The sequence below is a fragment of the Acidovorax sp. SRB_14 genome (assembly GCF_012932145.1).
Classification (GTDB): Bacteria; Pseudomonadota; Gammaproteobacteria; order Burkholderiales; family Burkholderiaceae_C; genus Simplicispira.
In genome coordinates, this window is the sequence record NZ_MWOK01000001.1 from 292,554 (window position 1) to 311,648 (window position 19,095).

General features: G+C 67.4%; 15 protein-coding genes. 3 read left to right on the top strand and 12 right to left on the bottom strand.

What is annotated here, in order from left to right:
* Nucleotides 1–56: 56 nt before the first annotated feature.
* The 5 genes from B2J86_RS01345 to B2J86_RS01365 are packed head-to-tail and all read right to left on the bottom strand — an operon-like array spanning nt 57 to nt 3,676.
* Entirely contained in the window at nt 57–1,343 is a 1,287-nt protein-coding gene (locus B2J86_RS01345) for a hypothetical protein (protein WP_173024539.1), read from the bottom strand.
* 4 nt (nt 1,344–1,347) lie between these two features.
* Complete coding sequence (locus B2J86_RS01350; protein ID WP_169168436.1) at nt 1,348–2,097, bottom strand: hypothetical protein; 750 nt, start codon at nt 2,095–2,097, stop codon at nt 1,348–1,350.
* A gap of 1 nt (nt 2,098) precedes the next feature.
* Nucleotides 2,099–2,671: a hypothetical protein gene (locus B2J86_RS01355; protein ID WP_173024540.1), complete on the bottom strand. Its 573-nt coding sequence runs from the start codon at nt 2,669–2,671 to the stop codon at nt 2,099–2,101.
* Complete coding sequence (locus B2J86_RS01360) at nt 2,668–2,949, bottom strand: DnaJ domain-containing protein (protein ID WP_169168434.1); 282 nt, start codon at nt 2,947–2,949, stop codon at nt 2,668–2,670. The genes B2J86_RS01355 and B2J86_RS01360 overlap by 4 nt, the downstream gene beginning before the upstream one ends.
* A gap of 22 nt (nt 2,950–2,971) precedes the next feature.
* Complete coding sequence (locus B2J86_RS01365) at nt 2,972–3,676, bottom strand: YebC/PmpR family DNA-binding transcriptional regulator (protein WP_173024541.1); 705 nt, start codon at nt 3,674–3,676, stop codon at nt 2,972–2,974.
* Between the two features lie 202 nt (nt 3,677–3,878).
* Between B2J86_RS01365 and B2J86_RS01370 the strand changes: the two genes are divergently transcribed.
* Nucleotides 3,879–5,108 (top strand): nucleoside recognition domain-containing protein, encoded by a 1,230-nt coding sequence (locus B2J86_RS01370; RefSeq protein WP_173024542.1) that lies wholly within the window; start codon nt 3,879–3,881, stop codon nt 5,106–5,108.
* Between the two features lie 96 nt (nt 5,109–5,204).
* On the opposite strand, the gene sbcB is transcribed toward B2J86_RS01370, so the two are convergent.
* The 4 genes from sbcB to dnaE form a co-directional block, all read right to left on the bottom strand.
* Entirely contained in the window at nt 5,205–6,653 is a 1,449-nt protein-coding gene (sbcB, locus tag B2J86_RS01375) for an exodeoxyribonuclease I (RefSeq protein ID WP_173024543.1), read from the bottom strand.
* A 201-nt stretch (nt 6,654–6,854) separates the two neighbouring features.
* Complete coding sequence (gene clpA / locus B2J86_RS01380) at nt 6,855–9,203, bottom strand: ATP-dependent Clp protease ATP-binding subunit ClpA (RefSeq protein ID WP_169168430.1); 2,349 nt, start codon at nt 9,201–9,203, stop codon at nt 6,855–6,857.
* 57 nt (nt 9,204–9,260) lie between these two features.
* A complete protein-coding gene (clpS, locus tag B2J86_RS01385; RefSeq protein ID WP_371735991.1) occupies nt 9,261–9,629 on the bottom strand; it encodes an ATP-dependent Clp protease adapter ClpS in 369 nt (122 codons plus the stop codon).
* Nucleotides 9,630–9,715: 86 nt separating this feature from the next.
* A complete protein-coding gene (gene dnaE, locus B2J86_RS01390; protein ID WP_173024545.1) occupies nt 9,716–13,267 on the bottom strand; it encodes a DNA polymerase III subunit alpha in 3,552 nt (1,183 codons plus the stop codon).
* A 187-nt stretch (nt 13,268–13,454) separates the two neighbouring features.
* Here dnaE and B2J86_RS01395 point away from each other — a divergent pair, with 187 nt between their 5' ends.
* Nucleotides 13,455–14,255 (top strand): outer membrane protein assembly factor BamD, encoded by an 801-nt coding sequence (locus B2J86_RS01395; protein WP_173024546.1) that lies wholly within the window; start codon nt 13,455–13,457, stop codon nt 14,253–14,255.
* On the opposite strand, the gene B2J86_RS01400 is transcribed toward B2J86_RS01395, so the two are convergent.
* Nucleotides 14,218–16,278: an ATP-dependent DNA helicase gene (locus B2J86_RS01400; protein ID WP_169168427.1), complete on the bottom strand. Its 2,061-nt coding sequence runs from the start codon at nt 16,276–16,278 to the stop codon at nt 14,218–14,220. The two genes, B2J86_RS01395 and B2J86_RS01400, sit on opposite strands and share 38 nt — an antisense overlap.
* 226 nt (nt 16,279–16,504) lie before the next feature.
* Here B2J86_RS01400 and B2J86_RS01405 point away from each other — a divergent pair, with 226 nt between their 5' ends.
* A complete protein-coding gene (locus B2J86_RS01405; protein WP_173024547.1) occupies nt 16,505–17,314 on the top strand; it encodes a PP2C family serine/threonine-protein phosphatase in 810 nt (269 codons plus the stop codon).
* Nucleotides 17,315–17,341: 27 nt separating this feature from the next.
* Here B2J86_RS01405 and B2J86_RS01410 read toward each other — a convergent pair whose 3' ends face one another.
* Both B2J86_RS01410 and zapE read right to left on the bottom strand, forming a co-directional pair.
* Entirely contained in the window at nt 17,342–17,989 is a 648-nt protein-coding gene (locus B2J86_RS01410; protein WP_169635512.1) for a hypothetical protein, read from the bottom strand.
* Nucleotides 17,986–19,089: a cell division protein ZapE gene (gene zapE / locus B2J86_RS01415; protein WP_169168496.1), complete on the bottom strand. Its 1,104-nt coding sequence runs from the start codon at nt 19,087–19,089 to the stop codon at nt 17,986–17,988. The genes B2J86_RS01410 and zapE overlap by 4 nt, the downstream gene beginning before the upstream one ends.
* Between the last annotated feature and the right edge of the window lie 6 nt (nt 19,090–19,095).

Genomic DNA, 19,095 nt, shown 5'->3' on the forward strand with positions numbered 1-19,095 from the left:
AGTGCAGGTGCTGCGGTCCCGCCCGGCCGTGGCGCGCAGTTGGCGGAGGAACCGAATTACCCGGCCACCACGTGGCATTCGCGGCGCAGCAGCGCCAGCGCTTCCTGCTGCGCGCCCACGCGGTCGCTGCACAGCGTTGCCTGCGACTCCTGCACGAAGCTGCTCCACAGGGCCAGGTAGCTGTCCGCCCAGGCCTGCGGCGCATGCTGGCGGATGAAGGCGGTGGCGCGCTCGGCGTCGAAGCCGCTCCTGCCGATCTTGCGCAGCAGCGCCGTGGCGCTTTTTTCCGTGAGCAATGTTTTCTTGGGCATACCCGCAGCCAGGCAGACGAACAGCGTGAGCAGCGCATGCTCGTCCTGGCGGCCCTCGGTGGCCTTGTCCCAGGTCTTGCTGGCGGGCGCCGGTGCTTCGTCCAGCCCATCGGCACCGTCCAGGGCGGCGCCTTCGGCCAGTGCGCGCTCGTAGTCGTCCACGTCGGCCAGCGGATCGTCCTGCAGGAAGTAGCGCGCGCGCAGACGGCCCAGGGGGCGCAGCAGTGCGCGCTGCTGCTTGTCGCTGCTGGCCAGCAGCAGCGCGCAGTCGGCGCGCACCGCCTCGCACTGCGCCTGCACCAACGCGTGCCAGGGCGCGGGCAGCTGCGGCGGCAAAGCCACCGCGGGCGCCGCAAGCGCCGCGCCGGCAGCACGCTTGCGCTGCGCCGCCAGGGCCTTTTCGAGCGCCGCCCCAGTGGGCCAGGCCGTGGACCGGGGCGCGAGGGCGCGCCACAGCAGCGCGGTGCGGATGACGGACTCGGCGTCGGTGCCGGCCTCTTCCAGGTCGCCGGCGTCGAGCTCGCAGCGCGCGGCAAGCCACAGCGCCGCGCCCACGGCCTGGGCAATTTCGCTGCGGCGGGCCAGTTCGGCGCGGTAGTCGGCATGGCTGCGCAGCGACCAGATCGCCAGCAGCGGCGTCTGCGCCTCGGCATGGCCGACCATGCCGAAGTGGCTGCTCTCGGGCATGGCAATCAGGCGCTTGAGCATGTCGGAGCCGCTTTTGGAGCGCGACAGGAACGAGTGCTCGCGCAGTGCCTCGGCGGCCTGCTGCAGGTCGCCGCCGCTGCTCTCCTGCAGGCACAGGCTGACCAGGCTGACCATGCGCTCGCGTGCCTTTTCCAGCTCGGGCCGCAGGAATTCGCTGCCAAAATAGCGCGCGATCTGCACCATGCCCTTGGGCGCGTCGGCGTCGATGGCAGCCAGCTTGGCCGCGTCGATGATGCCGTGCTGCACGCCATGGGCCAAGGCTTTTTCAAAGTACGGGCGGGCGTCGTGCAGCGACAGCGCCGAGGCGGAAGGTGTCGTGTCCATCGCGCTAGATCGCCGATTCCTCGTCGGACGTGCGCGCCGCCGGCGTGGCCTTGCCGCGGTCGGTGTCGCTGGTCTCGAACTTGCCGTCGTCCTCTTCGGCGTGCTCGTCGCCCTCGTCCAGGCCCAGATCGTGGGCGCGGGCCTTGGCCCGCAGCACCAGCAGCATCTCGATGAACAGGTCGCGGCATTCGTAGCGCAGCAGCCAGGCCAGCTGCATCCAGTCGCGGTCGGCGACCTCGTCCTGTTCGACGCGGGGGCGCACATAGGCAGAGGCCAGCAGTTCGTCGTCGCTCAGCATCAGTCCATAGTCTTCGGTCGCATCGAAGGTCCCGGTGCGCGCAAAGGCCTCGATGCGGCTCCACTTCTCGGTGAAATAGTTGGCCAGGGCTTCGCTGCCGCCTTCGAGGTCGCCAATGGCGTTGAGGAACTCGACGGTGTCGGCACCGTCGCGGAAGACCACGGCGTTGACCATGCTGCGCAGGTGCGTGTGCGTGAGGTCCTTGTATTGCTTCTCCAGCACCATGGCGCGCGCGAACTGCTCGGGCGTGACCAGCAGGTTGACAACGGACTCTTTCGAGTCGTCGTACTCGCGCATCACGGCCAGCACGTCCTTGGGCGCGAGCTGGTCGAGCACCACCATCAGGGCGCGGTCGCCCTCGGTGTCGGCCAGTTCGGACAGGGCCGCCTCGGCGCCCACGATGTCGCCTGCGGCGATCAGGCTGGTGGTTTGGGTGATCAGTGCCAGGTGGTTCATGTCAGTCCTTGCGCTCGAAGCCCTGCTCGGCCAGCCAGTCGGCGCTGGCCTCCTCGCGGCTGCGGCTGGTGTGCGGGTCGCGGGCGTCGTCGGCGCTCAGGGCGCTGAAGTCGTCGTCGTGCTCGGCGGCCTCTTCGTCGGCATCGTCCCCGTCGTCGTCGGCGCCGGCGGCCACCGGCGCCATGCGGGCCTGCTGATGCAGGTATTCCAGCGCGGCGGCCACGGTCATGAAGCTGGCGCCCTGCGGTTCGCGCAGCACGGTCTGCGCCAGGCTGGCGGCCCAGGGTTCCAGGGTGACCGCGTGCCCCAGGCTGTGCCAGTCCGGCAGCATGTCGGCGTGCAGGCCGAGCACCTGCTCCATGGCCGCAGGCTTGCCGAAGCGAAAGCCCTGGTGGAACACCACGGCCACCATCTCGGGGCTGAATTCCATCATTTGCACCAGGAAGCCGATTTCGCTGCGTTTTTGCGCCAGGCGCTTGCGCAGCACGTCCTTGCCTTCGGAGTCGGAGATCAGGTCGTCGAGCTCGGCCTGGTAGGCCTTGCGCAGGTCATAAAAGTAGGGGGACAGTTTCACGAGGGAAGAAAACTCTTGGTGTAGTTGTGCCAGATTTCCCGCGCTGTCTCGAGCGGGTCGTCGAGCAGGTTGCGGCGGCGGTTGTCGTCGTAGGCGGTGCGCAGCGCATCGTCCGATAGCACTTCGTAGGCCTTCTGCACCGCGCGGAAACGCTCGGCAGCGTCCGCCGCCGGGTTCCTGTCGGGGTGGTAGAACGACGCCTTCTGGCGAAAGGCCTTCTTGATGTCGGCCAGCGATGCATGGGCGCCCAGCCCGAGGGCGGTGTAGTGGTCTGTCATGGAGCAGTGGGCACGGCAGGCGTCAATCCGTCAGCCCCACGAACACGTTTTGCACGTCGTCGTTGGCGTCGATGGCGGCGAGGAAGGATTCCACCTCTTCGAGGTGCTCAGCGCTCAGGCTCGCCGCGCTGATGGGGTTCTTAGCCTTGTAGCCGAGCTTGGCCGACAGCACGGTGAAGCCCTGGGCGGGCAGTGCGCGGCTCACCACTTCGAGGTCGCTAGGGTCGGTCAGGAACAGCGTGCTGCCCTCTTCCTCACCGGGCTCGAAGTCTTGCGCGCCGGCCTCGATGGCGGCCAGCTCCGGGTCGGCGCCCGCGGCGGCAGGCTCGGCTTCGATCATGCCCACATGGTTGAAGTCCCAGGCCACGGCGCTCATCTGGCCCTTGCGGAACAGCACGCGCATTTCCGGCGCGGTGCGTTTCACGTTGTCCGTCAGGCACTCGACCATCACCGGCACCTGATGCGGCGCAAAACCTTCATAGATCACATGCTCGAGATGGACGGCGTCGGCGCCCGTGCCCGAGCCCTTCTTGATGGCGCGCTCGAGCGTTTCCTTGGGCATCGAGACCTTGCGGGCCTGCTCCAGCACCAGGCGCAGGCGTGAGTTGCCGGCGGGATCGGCGCCACCGCGCGCGGCGACCATGATTTCCTTGGCCAGCTTGCCAAACAGCTTGCCTCTGGCATCTGCGGCCTGTGCTTTACCTTTTGCTTTCCACTGGGCGCCCATGGCGGATGTTCCTTGGTGTTGCGGCGCACCAAGGCGCCTGGCGGGGTTGGATGGAACGACGTGCAGAGGCGCCTTGCAGGCAAAACGCGGTGCACAGCCGAACCTTGTAGAGTACCACCATGGCTCCGCCGAGCCGGCGGTGTGTCCTTTGGCGAGAATGCCGGCACTTTCCCTTCCTGTCACCCAACCCGACGGAGTCTTCTTGCTCAACACCCTGTGGCTGGGTTTTTTCATCACCGCCGCCCTCGCCGCCCTCGCCCAATGGCTGCTGGGCGGCAACGCCCAGATCTTCGCCGCCATGGTCGAGGCGCTGTTTGCCATGGCCCGGCTGTCGGTCGAGGTGATGGTGCTGCTGTTCGGCACGCTCACGCTGTGGCTGGGTTTTTTGCGCATTGCCGAGCGCGCCGGCATCGTGGATGCGCTCGCGCGCTGGCTAGCGCCACTGTTCCGGCGGCTGATGCCGGACGTGCCCAGCGGCCACCCGGCGCTGGGCCTGATGACGCTGAACTTTGCGGCCAACGCGCTGGGGCTCGACAACGCGGCCACGCCCATGGGCCTCAGAGCCATGCGGGCGCTGCAGGAGCTCAACCCCCGGCCCGACACCGCCACTAACGCGCAGATCCTGTTCCTGGTGCTCAACGCCTCGTCGCTCACGCTGCTGCCCGTGAGCATCTTCATGTACCGCCTGCAGCAGGGCGCGCCCGACCCGACGCTGGTGTTCCTGCCGATCCTGCTGGCCACGTCGGCGTCGACCCTGGCGGGGCTGCTGAGCGTGGCGCTGGTGCAGCGCCTGCCGCTTTGGAGCCCGGTGGTGCTGGCCTACCTGCTGCCGGTGGCGCTGGGGCTCGCCGGCTTCATGGCGCTGCTGGCCTCGCTGAGCGCGGCGGCGCTGGCGGCGCTGTCTGCGCTGCTGGGCAACCTGACGCTGTTCGCGCTGGTGCTGCTGTTCGTCGGCGTGGGCGCGTGGCGGCGGGTGCCGGTGTACGAGGCCTTCATCGACGGCGCCAAGGAGGGTTTTGACGTCGCCCGCGGCCTGCTGCCCTACCTGGTGGCCATGCTGTGCGCAGTCGGCGTTTTCCGCGCCTCGGGCGCGCTTGGCTATGGGCTGGACGCCATCCGCTGGTGCGTGCAGTGGCTGGGCCTGGACGCACGCTTTGTTGACGCCCTGCCGACGGCGCTGGTCAAGCCGTTTTCGGGCAGTGCGGCGCGCGCCATGCTGATCGAGACCATGCAAACCCATGGCGTGGACAGCTTTGCCGCGCTCGCCGCCGCCACGGTGCAGGGCAGCACCGAGACCACGTTCTATGTGCTCGCGGTGTACTTCGGCGCTGTGGGCGTGCAGCGCGCGCGCCATGCGGTGGGGTGCGCCCTGCTGGCCGAGCTGGCCGGCGTGGTCGCCGCCATCGCCGTGTGCTACCGCTTCTTTGGCTGACATTCACAGCCCAATAGGCCTCCATCCCTTACCCACCAAGGGCAAGAAGCTCTTCATTCAATAGCAGAGTGGCTCCTGCGCAGGCGCCGGGCAGTCTCACCGTTCGGGCGCGATCGCGTCGGCCCAGTCATAGAGCGCGCCCAGAATGCCTTCAGCACGCTCGTCGGCGGTTTCGGAGAGCTGGTCGATCTCGGTGAACAGCTGCTCCACCGTGCGTGCGCCGCCGGCGCCGTCGAACAGGCGGGCGGCGCGGTGCGCATCCCAGCGCTCGGTTTCCTCGGGCGACAGGGTCGCGGCAAAGTTGCGCGCGCGGTAGCGGAACAGCAGCTCGGTCAGGCGCGGATCGTCGAAGCCCGTGCGTGCGCGCGCGAGCTGCTCGCCGGACAGTGCGCGCAGCTCATTGAGGCGGCGGCGGTCGTTGTTGCCGACGAAGCCGCCGTACAGGTCCTGTTCCACATCGGGCGCCCCGCCCTCGTCTTTCGGGCGGGCGAACACGGCGGGCCAGATCGCGCTCATGTCGGGCAGGTCGCGGGCCGCCTGCGCGTGCGCCATCGCCTGGTCCATGTCCAGGCCCCAGCGCTGCGCGAGGGCGGGCGTGAGCGTGTTGAGGTTGCCCACCACCATGGGCGACTTGTTCAGGTGCACGGTCTTGATGGGCAGGCGCGCAACGCCTTCGGGCAGATCCGCCGAGCGCGTGAACATGCGCAGGCGCAGCGTGTCGGTGTCGAGCGTGGCCAGTTCGCGCGGGTCGTGCGCCAGGTCCCAGGCGATGATCTCGTTCTTGTTGGTCGGGTGGCTGGCCAGCGGCCACATCACGGCGAGGCACCCGCGCTCGGCGGGGAACATGCCCGACACGTGCAGAAAAGGCCGCGCCGTCAGCGCCGTGGCGGGCAGGCGCAGCTCGGCGGCGACGCGGTCCTTCTTGTGCAGGCCGAGCGCAAACTCAAACAGCTTGGGGTTGTGCTGGCGCACCAGCCGCGCCAGCGCAATGGTGGCGCGCACGTCGGAGAGCGCATCGTGCGCGGCCTCGTGCAGCAGGCCGTTGGCGCGGCTCAGGTCTTCGAGCCTGAAGCTCGGCGTGCCGTCCTCCTTGGTCGGCCAGGCGATGCCGTCGGGCCGCAGCGCGTAGGCCATGCGCACCACATCAAGCAGATCCCAGCGGCCGCACTGGTTCTGCCATTCGCGTGCATAGGGGTCGATGAGGTTGCGCCAGAACATGAAGCGCGTGATCTCGTCGTCAAAGCGCAGGGTGTTGTAGCCCACGCCGATGGTGCCGGGCTGCGCCATCTCGGCCTCGATGCGGGCGGCGAACTCGCGTTCGGAGACGCCGCGGTCCCAGGCGATCTGCGGCGTGATGCCGGTGATCAGGCACGACTGCGGGTCCGGAAGGTAGTCGTTCGCGGGCTGGCAATACAGCATCAGCGGCGCGCCGATCTCGTTGAGATCGGCATCGGTGCGGATGGCGGCGAACTGCGCCGGCCGGTCGCGCCGGGTGTCGGCGCCAAAGGTTTCGTAGTCGTGCCAGAGAAAGGTGTGTGGGGACATGGCGCGGCGCCAAGGCGCTCTCAAACAGCAATGGGCCGAATGTAACCGCAGGCGCGGCATCCGACCCGAATGTGGGTGTTTTTGGCCTCCAGCGCTTACCCATCCAGCGCTGGCAGCTATGCTAAGAATAGCAACAAAAAAGCCAGCAACCGAAGTTGCTGGCCCTGGGCGCGCAGCCCCCGCGCGCCGGTGGCGCCGCCGTCAATCGGCCGTGGCCTCTTCGGGCTCGGCCGGCTCGGACTTGGCCGAGCGGTCCTTCTTGGGCAGCGGCTGGATGTCCAGCACCACCTCGGAGGTTTCCACGCCCTTGTCGTCGGTCTTAAGCTCGATGTCCACCGTCAGGCGCCCGCCGTCTTGCAGGCGGCCGAACAGCAGCTCGTCGGCCAGGGCACGGCGGATGGTGTCCTGGATCAGGCGCTGCATCGGCCGTGCGCCCATGAGCGGGTCGAACCCCTTCTTGGCCAGGTGCTTGCGCAGCTTGTCGGTGAAGGTAACCTCGACCTTCTTCTCGGCCAGCTGCTGCTCGAGCTGCAGCAGGAACTTGTCGACCACGCGCAGGATGACGTTCTCGTCGAGCGCCTTGAAGTTGACGATGGCATCGAGCCGGTTGCGGAACTCGGGCGTGAACAGGCGCTTGATGTCGGCCATCTCGTCGCCCGCCTGGCGCGGGTTGTTGAAGCCGATGGTTGCCTTGTTCATGGTCTCGGCGCCCGCGTTCGTCGTCATGATGATGATGACGTTGCGGAAGTCGGCCTTGCGCCCGTTGTTGTCCGTCAGCGTGCCGTGGTCCATCACCTGCAGCAGCACGTTGAAGATGTCCGGGTGCGCCTTCTCGATCTCGTCGAGCAGCAGCACGGCGTGCGGCTTTTTGGTGATGGCCTCGGTCAGCAGGCCCCCCTGGTCAAAGCCCACATAGCCGGGTGGCGCGCCGATCAGGCGGCTCACGGCATGGCGCTCCATGTACTCGGACATGTCAAAGCGGATCAGCTCGATGCCCAGGATGTAGGCCAGCTGCTTGGCGGCTTCGGTCTTGCCCACGCCGGTGGGGCCCGAAAACAGGAAGGAGCCGATCGGCTTGTCGCCCTTGCCCAGGCCCGAGCGCGCCATCTTGACGGCGGACGCGAGCACGTCCAGCGCCTTGTCCTGGCCGAACACCACGCTCTTCAGATCGCGCTCGAGCACCTGCAGCTTGCCGCGGTCGTCGTTGGAGACGTTGGCCGGGGGAATGCGGGCGATCTTTGCCACGATTTCCTCGATTTCGGTCTTGCCAATGGTCTTCTTGCGCTTGCTGGGCACCAGGATGCGCTGGGCCGCGCCCGCCTCGTCGATCACGTCGATGGCCTTGTCGGGCAGGTGGCGGTCGTTGATGTACTTGGCGCTGAGCTCGGCTGCAGCCTGCAGCGCGGCAGCGGCGTACTTGACGCTGTGGTGCTCTTCGAAGCGCGACTTCAGGCCCTTCAGGATGTCGATGGTCTCGGCGACGGTCGGCTCGACCACGTCCACCTTCTGGAAGCGCCGCGACAGCGCTGCGTCTTTTTCGAAGATGCCGCGGTATTCGGTGAACGTGGTGGCGCCGATGCATTTGAGCGCGCCGCTTGAGAGCGCCGGTTTGAGCAGGTTGGACGCATCGAGCGTGCCGCCCGAAGCAGCGCCTGCGCCGATCAGCGTGTGGATCTCATCGATGAACAGGATGGCATTGGGCTTGTCCTTGAGCGACTTGAGCACGCCCTTGAGGCGCTGCTCGAAATCGCCGCGGTACTTGGTGCCGGCCAGCAGCGCGCCCATGTCGAGCGAGTAGACGACCGCCTCGGCCAGGATCTCGGGCACGTCCTTTTGCGTGATGCGCCAAGCCAGTCCCTCGGCGATCGCGGTCTTGCCCACGCCGGCCTCGCCGACCAACAGCGGGTTGTTCTTGCGCCGGCGGCACAGGATTTGAATGGTGCGCTCAACCTCGTAGTGGCGACCGATCAGCGGGTCGATCTTGCCGTCCTTGGCGAGCTGGTTGAGGTTCTGCGTGAACTGCTCGAGCGGCGAGGCCTTCTCGCTGCGCTCGCCGCCGCCGTCCTCACCCTCGGGCGCGGCATCCGAACCCTTGGACGGCTCTGGCGGCTCGCCCTTCTTGATGCCGTGGGCGATGAAATTGACCACGTCCAGCCGCGTCACGCCCTGCTGGTGCAGGTAGTAGACGGCATGCGAGTCCTTCTCGCCAAAAATCGCCACCAGCACGTTGGCGCCAGTAACTTCCTTCTTGCCATTGCCCGTGGACTGCACGTGCATGATGGCGCGCTGGATGACGCGCTGGAACCCCAGCGTGGGCTGCGTGTCGACCTCATCGGTACCGGCCACCTGCGGGGTGTTGTCCTTGATGAAGTTGGCGAGCGATGCACGCAAATCATCGATGTTGGCAGAGCATGCGCGCAGCACTTCGGCTGCGCTCGGGTTATCGAGCAGTGCAAGCAACAGATGCTCCACGGTGATGAACTCGTGGCGCTGCTGGCGGGCCTCTACAAAGGCCATGTGCAAGCTGACTTCCAGTTCCTGGGCAATCATGTGAACTCCTTTGTGCTTGCGGGGAAGGGATGACCGTACTTCGGGGTGGCGGGCCGGTTATTCAACGGGCTCGCTCACACATTGCAACGGATGGCCCGCCTTGTTGGCGGCATCCAGAACCTGGTCCACCTTGGTGGCGGCGATGTCGCGCGAATACACGCCACACACCCCTTTGCCGTCGAGATGGATCTTGAGCATGATTTGTGTCGCGGTTTCGCGGTCCTTGTTGAAAAACTCCTGCAGTACAACGATCACGAACTCCATGGGCGTGTAGTCGTCGTTGAGCATGAGCACCTGGTACATCTGGGGCGGCTTGGTTTTCTGCGCACGCCGCTCCAGCACGACCGAACCGCCGTCGTCCGGCGCAGGCCGTTGCACAGCCGGCGCGAGGGGGGATGAAGGGGGTTGTGTTGCCATGAAATTCATTCTAGCCATGCGCGCCGCACGGCGCTGTGAAAGGGAATCTGAGAAGCCGAGAGGGGTTCTTCCAGCGCCGCAACACCGCGCTGACGCTAGTCATAGACCACCGTCGCGACCCCGTCTCCGGCCTGCGCCGCCCAGGCCACCAAGGCGGCGTCGGTGGGGTAGGTGCGGTGGGCGTCGCCCAGCTGCAGCTCGGCGCTGGCAGCGCCGCCGGCACCGGTGCAGCGCACGCCCAGACGCACCTTGAGACCGTACTGGAGCGATTCGCCGTGCTCGGTCGATTCGCTGCGGCACGGGTGCTCGCGCAGCAGCCGGGGCACGTCCGGGGCCTTGGCGCCGACGCTCAAATACAGGTACTTGCCAAAACGGCAGCGCGCCGTGGCCAGGTCGTAGACCTGCTGCACGATGAAGCGCGCCTCGAAGCCGTTGCGCCCCGGCTGCAGGCGGCCGCTGGCAATGACCAGTTCGTCCTCCTTGAGCAGCTCGCGGTAGGTGTTGATGACGGCTTCGCTGGCCGAGGCCTCGACGCGTGCCGAGGTGTCGTCGAGCACAAAAATGCCTTGCTTGCCGCGCATGCCGTTGACCACGCGGAAGTCGCTGACGATGCCGGCCACCGTCTGCGTTTCGCGGGTGTCGGCCAGGTCGCTGATGCGCGTGCGCACAAAGCGCCCGACTTCGCGCGCCACCTCGTCGAACAGGTGGCCCGAGAGGTAGAAACCGAGCGCGGGTTTTTCATAGGTCAAGCGCTCTTTCACCCCCCAGGGTGCCACGTCCACCAGGGCGGGCTCCTGGGTGCTGGAGCCGTGGGCGTCCTCGCCCATCATGTCGAACAGGCCACCCTGGTTGGCGTTGGCCAGCGTCGCGGTGGCGAAGTCGAACGCCCGGTCGAGCGAGGCCGCGAGCGCTGCGCGGTTGAGGTGCAGCGCGTCGAACGCCCCCGCCTTGATCAGGGCGTCGACGGTGCGCTTGTTGAGCTTGCCGCGCTCCACGCGCACGCAGAAATCGAACAGGCTCTTGAACGGGCCACAGGTCGATCCGTGCGGCCCCTCGCCGCGCCCTTCGCGCGCCGCCACGATGGCCTCGATGGCGGCTTGGCCCGTGCCCTTGACGGCGCCCAGGCCGTAGCGGATCACCTTGTCGGAGACGGGCTCGAAACGGTAGTTGCCGCGGTTCACGTCCGGCGGCTCGAAGGTGATGCCAAAGTTCTTCTGCGCGTCTTCGAGCAGCAGCTTGAGCTTGTCCGTGTCGTCCATTTCCACGGTCATGTTGGCGCAGAAGAACTCGGCCGTGTAGTGCACCTTGAGCCAGCCCGTGTGGTAGGCCAGCAGCGAGTAGGCGGCGGCGTGCGACTTGTTGAAGCCGTAGCCGGCGAACTTCTCCATCAGGTCGAACACCTCGTCGGCCTTTTCGGTCGAGAGGCCGTTCTTGGCGGCACCCTCGCGGAAGATGGCGCGGTGCTCGGCCATCTCTTCGGCCTTCTTCTTGCCCATGGCACGGCGCAGCATGTCGGCGCCGCCCAGAGAGTAGCCGCCCAGGATCTGCGCGGTCTGCATGACCTGCTCCTGGTAGACCATGATGCCGTAGGTCTCCGAGAGCATGTCGGCCACCAGCGGGTGCGGGTATTCGACCGATTCCTTGCCGTGCTTGCGGTTCACGAAGCTCGGGATCAGGTCCATGGGCCCTGGGCGGTACAGGGCATTGAGCGCAATCAGGTCTTCGAGCCGCGAAGGCCGCGCCTCCTTGAGCATGCCCTGCATGCCCCGGCTTTCAAACTGGAACACGGCCTCGGTCTTGCCTTCCGAGAACAGCCGGTAGGTGGCGACGTCGTCCAGGGCGATGTTCTCGAAAGCGAAGTTTTCCTGGCCCTTGTGGCGCTGCATGATGAATTCGCGCGCAATCTCCAGGATGGTGAGCGTTGCCAGGCCCAGAAAGTCGAACTTCACCAGGCCGATGGCCTCGACGTCGTCCTTGTCGTACTGGCTCACGGCCGATTCGCTGCCGGGCTGCTGGTAGAGCGGGCAAAAGTCGGTCAGCTTGCCCGGCGCGATCAGCACGCCGCCCGCGTGCATGCCGATGTTGCGCGTCATGCCTTCGAGCTTTTGCGCCATCTCGATGATGGTCTTGACGTCCTCTTCCTTGCGCACGCGCTCGTAGAGCATGGGCTCAAGCTCCAGCGCGTAGTTGTTCTTGTCCCCGTCCTCCTTCACTTCGGGCGGGTACTGCAGCGTATAGGACATGCCCGGCTTGCCGGGTACGAGCTTGGAGATGCCGTCGCAGAACGTGTAACTCATGTCCATCACGCGGCCCACGTCGCGGATGGCCGCCTTCGCGGCCATGGTGCCGAACGTGGCGATCTGGCTCACGGCCTCCTTGCCGTACTTGTCCTTCACGTAGTCGATCACGCGGTCGCGGTTGGTCTGGCAGAAGTCGATGTCGAAGTCGGGCATCGACACGCGCTCGGGGTTCAGGAAGCGCTCGAACAGCAGCTTGTATTCAAGCGGATCGAGGTCGGTGATCTTGAGCGCATAGGCCACCAGCGAGCCCGCGCCCGAGCCGCGCCCGGGGCCGACCGGGCAGCCGTTGGCCTTGGCCCACTGGATGAAATCGCCCACGATGAGGAAGTACCCAGGGAACCCCATCTTCAGGATGGTGTTGAGCTCGAATTCCAGGCGTTCGAGGTAGCGCGGACGCTGCTCGTTGCGCTTTGCCTCGTTCGGATAGAGGTGCAGCAGCCGGGCCTCCAGGCCTTCGTGCGAGACATGCCGGAAATACTCTTCCACCGAAAGCACTTTCCCGTCCACCGGCGGGATCGGGAAATTGGGCAGCTGCGGCTTGCCGAGCACCAGCGTGAGGTTGCAGCGCCGCGCAATCTCGACCGTGTTGGCGAGCGCGGTGGGCACGTCGGCAAACAGCGCCTGCATCTGCGCGCTCGACTTGAAGTACTGCTCGCGCGTGAAGCGGCGCACGCGGCGCTGGTTGCCCAGGATCTCGCCTTCGGCGATGCACACGCGCGCCTCGTGCGCCTCGTAGTCGTCTGCGGTCGCGAACTGCACGGGGTGCGTCGCGACGACCGGCAGGTTCAAGCGCGCGGCCAACTGCACCGCGGCCACCACATGGGCCTCGTCATCGGCCCGTCCGGCGCGCTGTATCTCCAGGTAAAAACGGTGAGGAAACAAGCCAGCCAGGCGCAGCGCCAGGCTGGCGGCGCCCGCATCGTCGCCGCGCACCAGCGCCTGGCCGACCGGCCCCGCCTGGGCTCCGGAGAGCACAATCAGGCCCTCGCTCAGCTCCTGCAACCAGGCCCAGGTGCATACGGCCTGACCCTTGGCGACATTGCGCGTCCAGGCGCGGGCCAGCAGCTCCGACAGATGCAAATATCCTTGCATGCCCTGGACCAGCAGCACGATGCGGGACGGGGCGGCCGAGCCCTCGCCTTCGACCAGGACTTCGGCCCCCAGGAGGGGCTTGATGCCTTTGGAACGCGCTTCCTTGTAGAACTTGATGGCGCCAAAGAGGTTGTTGAAATCGGTGATGGCCAGTGCGGGCTGGCCGTCTGCCGCTGCGGCCTTGGCCGTCTCATCGATGCGATTGGTCCCGTCGACGACGGAAAATTCGGTGTGCAGGCGCAGGTGAACAAACATGGCGCCATTGTAGAAAGGCGCAGGCAGGGCCAAGGCGTGCAAGGGCACCGCCCCTGCCGCGGCGGGTGCATTGCGCCCACCGCGCCGCCGCTACAATGGATTTCCCCGATGTGCCCACGCCCGCCCGCGTGGCACCAGGGACTTTCACCGGAATCCCATGCCTCTTACTGCCAGAAAGCTGCCTGCCATGCTGCGTGCGCCCCTTGCGACCTTTCCTGCCCTGCTGGTGGCCAGCCTGCTGGTGGCTGGCTGTTCCAGCACCCCAGAAGACAAGACCGCGGGCTGGACCACCGACCGCCTCTATTCCGAAGCGCGTGACGAGCTCGGCAGCGGCGGCTACGACAAGGCCGTTCCGCTGTTTGAAAAGCTCGAAGGGCGCGCCGCCGGTACACCCCTGGCGCAGCAGGCGCAGCTCGAAAAGGCCTACGCCCAGTACAAGGCGGGCGAAAAGGCCCAGGCCGTCGCCACGCTCGACCGTTTCATGAAACTGCATCCGGCCAGCCCGGCGCTCGACTACGCCCTCTACCTCAAGGGCCTGGTGAACTTCAACGACAACTTGGGCATGTTCTCGTGGCTGACGCGGCAGGACCTGTCCGAGCGCGACCAGAAGGCGGCCAAAGATTCGTTTGAATCGTTCCGCGAACTGTCCACGCGTTTCCCCGAGTCACGCTATGCCCAGGACGCGCGCCAGCGCATGACGTACATCGTTGACGCACTGGCGCAATACGAAGTGCATGTCGCACGCTACTACTTCCAGCGTGGCGCCTACGTCGCAGCGATTGGCCGGGCACAGCAGGCCCTGACCGACTACCAGGGCGTGCCGGCCCTGGAAGAAGCGCTGTACATCCTGGTGAAGTCCTACGATGCATTGGGCATGGCCCAGTTGCGCGACGACGCCCAGCGCGTGATGGATGCCACCTACCCGCAGAGCCGTTTCTCTGCCAACGGCATCAAGGGCAAGGCAGAGCCTTGGTGGAAGGTCTGGTAAGCGCCTCCAGCGCCGCATCGAACGCTTGCGCGTCGCCAATGCGCCGCATGGGCGGCAGCGCCGCCATGAGGCGCCGTCCATAGCCCATGCTGACCAGCCGGGTGTCGCCCACCACCAACAGGCCCCGGTCCGACTCGTGCCGTATCAACCGGCCGGCGCCCTGCTTGAGCGCTACGGCGGCTTCGGGGATCGAATAGTCCCGGAACGCGCTGCGCCCGGCCAGCTCCAGGCGCCGTGAACGCGCCTCCACCACGGGGTCGCCCGGCGGCGGAAAAGGCAGTTTGTCGATCACCACCAACTGCAGCGCGTCGCCCGGCACGTCGAAGCCCTCCCAGAACGAAGCCGACGCCACCAGAATGCAACCCGGCTGGCCGGGCTGCGCACCAGCGCGCAACCGTTCCATCAGACGCCGCTTGGGCCACTGTCCTTGCACCAGCACTTCCAGTGCGCCCGACCCCTGAAAGCGCGTCTGCAGCACGTCGCCCATGGTCCGCAGGGCCTTGAGCGTGGTGGTGAGCACCAGGGTGCGGCCGCCGATGCGCGCAGCCGCATCGCCCACCCAGCGCGCCAGCTGCACGCTGTGGCCTGGGTCCGACGGCTTGGGCAGGTGCTCTGGCACATAGACCCCGGCCTGCGCGGCATAGTCGAACGGACTGCCAACGCGCAGCACCGTGGCGTCTTCCAGACCGCAGGGCTCGGTGAACCAGCGCAGTTGCGGGTCGTCGCCGAGGGTGGCCGAAGTAAAAATCCAGGCGCGGGGATGGGCGGCACTCTCGCGCGTACCGGTCGCATCGCCGCCTGCGCCCTTGCCTTCGGGCCCCGGCAGCGGACCGCGCAAGCGCTGCTGCATCGCCTGCGCGATGTCCAGTGGCGACTCGACCATGCGCAGGTGCATGCCCACATCGAGCCAGCGCACGGCCTCGGGCACGCAGGGCCCGGCAAACAGCTCCATGCGCGCGTGCAAGGCCACGCATCGCTCCTGCAGGCGCACAAAATCGGGGGCGCTTTCGGTCACCAGGTCGAGTGCCTGCTGCGCCAGGGCGAGGGCATGCACCACCTGCTGCAGCGCCGACCGCCACGCCGCCGCGGGCACGCCCTCGGGGAGGCCATCGAACCAGCGCAGGCGCGCGCCCGAGCGCGCCGGCCCAGCGGCCAGGCGCAAATCGCGCGCTGCGCGCTCCACCTGCGCCGCCACCCCCTGCCAGTCCACCAGGCCCCGGGCCAACTTCAGGCCGGTGGCCAGCAGGTCCCGCACCAAATTGAGCAACTGCCCCGTGCCCACCTGCGTCCCCAGAAACTGCACACCGATCTCGTTGAGCTGGTGCGCCTCGTCAAAGACCACCGCGCCCACCGTGGGCAACAGTTCTGCCACGCCTGATTCGCGCACCGCCACATCGGCAAAGAACAGGTGGTGGTTGATGACGACGACATCGGCGGCCAGCGCCTCGCGCCGCGCCAGGTTGACATGGCAGCGCTGAAAACTCGGACATGGCGCGCCCAGGCAGTTGTCGCGGCTCGATGTGACGAGCGGGATGGCGGGCGAACGCTCGTCCAGCGCCGGCAGCTCGGCCAGATCACCGCTGCGCGTGCCGTGGGCCCATTGCTCGATATCGGCCAACGCGCGCAGCACCGCCCCCTCTTGCGCCGCCGGGTGCTGGCGGGCCAGGCCCAGACGGTGGTGGCACAGGTAGCTGCTGCGCCCCTTGAGCAGCGCAATGCGCAGCGGCAGGCCCAGGGCCTGCAAGAGCTGCGGCAGATCGCGCGCATACAGCTGGTCTTGCAAGGCCTTGGTGGCGGTGGACAGCAGCGCGCGCTCGCCGCTCAGCAGCGCAGGCACCAGATAGGCAAAGGTCTTGCCCACACCCGTGCCGGCCTCGACCACCAGCGCCCCGCCCGCTTCGATGGCCTCGGCCACCGCCAGCGCCATGGCGGTCTGACCTTCGCGGGGCCGGAAGTTGGCCTGGGTGCGTGCGAGCACGCCGTCGGCCGCAAACGCGTGCTGCACGGCAGCTACCACCGTCATGGCGCGCCCCTTGTCACCGGACGGAGGGACCGTCGCGCAGGGCTGCGCAGGCACAGCCGCATGAGGCCGCCGCGCTCACGCGCGAGGAGAAAAAAGGAAGGTTCCAAGGGAATGGCGGCGATCGGCGTACGGCGATGGTAGAAATGTCACGCGGCTGCCGATAATACGTGCTTCGCCCGCCCAGCCCACACGCCCTACCGTTCTTCCCACTGCCCTACCCTTGCGCATGTCCAAAGCGTTTCGCCTCACCGCCTCGACCGGCATCCACAAGGGTGACCGCGACTACCAGCAAGACCAGGTCGTCGTGCTCTCCCACCCGCGGCACAACGGCTGCGTGCTCGCCGTGGTGGCCGACGGCATGGGCGGGCGCAGCGGCGGGCGCAAGGCTTCCGACCAGGTGATGATGACGGCACGCCAGCTGTTCGAGCGCTACGACCCCGACTCGGACGATCCGGCCGCAGTGCTACGGAACATGGTGCAGGAGGCCCACATCGTCATCCGGCTGACCGCCATCACCGCCGAGCAAGAGCCGCACAGCACGGTGGCCGCCTTCCTCATCAACCCGCGCGGCGACTGCCACTGGGTGCATGCCGGCGACTCGCGCATCTATCACTTCAGCGGCGGGCGGCTGCTGCAGCGCACCAGCGACCACTCGTATGTCCAGGCACTGGTCGACCGCGGTGAACTCACCGAAGCCGAGGCCCTGGTGCACCCGCACGCCAACATCCTGGTGGGCTGCCTGGGCACGGAAAGCGATCCGCCCATCGCCGGCCACACTATCGCCCAACTGCAACCGGGCGATGTGCTGCTCGCCTGCAGCGACGGCGTGTGGCATTACTTTTCACCGTCTGAACTGGCGTCGGTGTTGGAGTCGCTCACGCCGCGCGAGGCGACCGAATTTCTGATCGAGAAGGCGCGCGCGCGCGCGCGCGGTGCGGGCGACAACCTTTCGCTCGTGGTCGTCAAGATCGAAGCCTTGTACGACGGCAAAAAGGATGCACGCCTGGCCGCATGGGGCAGCGCGCAGACGCCGTGACGTCCTGTGTGCCCGCGCAGGCAGCGCTTACGGGGGCGGTGGCAAGGGTGCGGCGGGTTTCTGGCCCGCTGACGCCTTGTCGGCCTGCGACTTCAGCACACGGGCCTTGTGTTCCGCGGCCGCCTGCTGTTTTTGCAGCTGTTTCTCGCGCGCGGCCTCGGCCTGCGCCGCCGCCTCCCGGGCCTGCGCCTGACGCGCCTGCTGCGCGGCACGCCTGTCCTGCTGCGTGCGCGCGCGCTCCTGTGCCTGGCGGTCGATATCGGCCTGGGTGGGGCGCCGCGCAGGCTCGGCGGACGCGCTTGGGGGGGGCGTGGGCGGCACGCGCGTGCTCTCGCGTTCCTGGATCTCGCTGAGGCGCTGCGCGGCGCGTTCGCGGCGCTCCGCCTCGTCCAGCACCAGTTGACGCTGGCGCACCCGGGCGCGGGCCTCGCGCGCACTGCGGCGCGCCTCGCGCAGGCAATCCTCCACCGCAAAGCGCTGGTAGCAGCCCTTCTCGGCCTGCTGCAATGCCCTGTCGATGGCCTCGCGCTCGCGCTGCAGGCTTTCGCTCTCCTGCGCGCGCGCTGCGGCCGCCGCCGCGTCGGCGTGGGCGGTGGGCGTCTGTGCGTGTGCGCCGGCCAGCCCCAGCAGCAACCAGGCGCCACCCACGCAGCGCAGGAAAGGCAGGGTTTTCATGTCAGGCCAGTATCCACGACGCGCCGGTCCAGCGCCAGGAATTCGCGCGACTGCATCTCGTTGAGGCGCGAAACCGTGCGCGGAAACTCGTGCGCCAGCGGCCCCTCGGTGTAGAGCTGCTCGGGCGGCACGGCGGCCGACAGGATGAGTTTGACGCGCCGGTCATAGAGCACATCGATGAGCCACGTGAAGCGCCGCGCGGGCGACGCCATGCTCACCGGCATGTAGGGCACGTCGGACAGCAGCACGGTGTGGAACTGGCTGGCAATTTCCAGGTAGTCGTTCTGCGAACGCGGACCGCCGCACAGGGTGTTGAAATCGAACCAGACCACGCCGCCCGCCTTGCGCCGGGCGCGTATCTCGCGGGCCTCGATCTTCAGCACGGGGTCTTCGTCGCGCACCTCGGCCAGCCGCTCGAAGGCCTGCTGCATCTCGGCGTCGGCCTGCGGCCCCAGCGGCGTGTGGTAGAGCCTGACCTGCTCCATGGTGCGGCGCCGGTAGTCGGTGCCGTTGTCGACGTTGAGCACCTCCAGGCGTTCCTTGAGCAGTGCAATCGCCGGCAGGATGCGATCGCGGTGCAGCCCGTTCGGGTACAGGCCGTCGGGCTCGAAGTTGGACGTGGTGACAAAGCCCACGCCGTTGTCGAACAGCGCCGCCAGCAGGCGGTGGAGGATCATCGCGTCGGTGATGTCGGCCACATGGAACTCGTCGAAGCAGATGAGCTTGTAACGCTTGGCGATGCGGGCTCCCAGCACATCGAGCGGGTTCTGCGTGCCCTGCAGGCCGGCGAGCTCGCGGTGCACCTCGCGCATGAATTCGTGGAAGTGCAGGCGCACCTTGCGCTTGAGCGGGACGGCGTTGAAAAAGCAGTCCATCAGAAAGCTCTTGCCGCGCCCCACCCCGCCGTACATGTAGACGCCGCGCGGAATGTCGGGACGGTTGATCAGCTTCTTGAGCGCGCTGGAGCGCCGCGCCTTGTACGCCGCCCAGTCGTTGGCGCAGCGCTGCAGTGCCTGCACGGCGCGCAACTGCGCGGGGTCGCTCTGGAAGCCCTTGGCGGCCAGTTCGGCCTCGTAGGCCTGGATCACGGAAACAGACAGGATGGC

Excerpts from the sequence above, each read along its gene's own strand:
- B2J86_RS01410 (WP_169635512.1), bottom strand. The coding sequence starts at position 17,989 with ATGAAAACCCTGCCTTTCCTGCGCTGCGTGGGTGGCGCCTGGTTGCTG.
- sbcB (WP_173024543.1), bottom strand. The coding sequence starts at position 6,653 with ATGTCCCCACACACCTTTCTCTGGCACGACTACGAAACCTTTGGCGCC.
- B2J86_RS01365 (WP_173024541.1), bottom strand. The coding sequence starts at position 3,676 with ATGGGCGCCCAGTGGAAAGCAAAAGGTAAAGCACAGGCCGCAGATGCC.
- B2J86_RS01395 (WP_173024546.1), top strand. The coding sequence starts at position 13,455 with ATGCTGCGTGCGCCCCTTGCGACCTTTCCTGCCCTGCTGGTGGCCAGC.
- clpS (WP_371735991.1), bottom strand. The coding sequence starts at position 9,629 with ATGAATTTCATGGCAACACAACCCCCTTCATCCCCCCTCGCGCCGGCT.
- B2J86_RS01350 (WP_169168436.1), bottom strand. The coding sequence starts at position 2,097 with ATGAACCACCTGGCACTGATCACCCAAACCACCAGCCTGATCGCCGCA.
- dnaE (WP_173024545.1), bottom strand. The coding sequence starts at position 13,267 with ATGTTTGTTCACCTGCGCCTGCACACCGAATTTTCCGTCGTCGACGGG.
- clpA (WP_169168430.1), bottom strand. The coding sequence starts at position 9,203 with ATGATTGCCCAGGAACTGGAAGTCAGCTTGCACATGGCCTTTGTAGAG.
- B2J86_RS01360 (WP_169168434.1), bottom strand. The coding sequence starts at position 2,949 with ATGACAGACCACTACACCGCCCTCGGGCTGGGCGCCCATGCATCGCTG.
- B2J86_RS01345 (WP_173024539.1), bottom strand. The coding sequence starts at position 1,343 with ATGGACACGACACCTTCCGCCTCGGCGCTGTCGCTGCACGACGCCCGC.
- B2J86_RS01405 (WP_173024547.1), top strand. The coding sequence starts at position 16,505 with ATGTCCAAAGCGTTTCGCCTCACCGCCTCGACCGGCATCCACAAGGGT.
- B2J86_RS01400 (WP_169168427.1), bottom strand. The coding sequence starts at position 16,278 with ATGACGGTGGTAGCTGCCGTGCAGCACGCGTTTGCGGCCGACGGCGTG.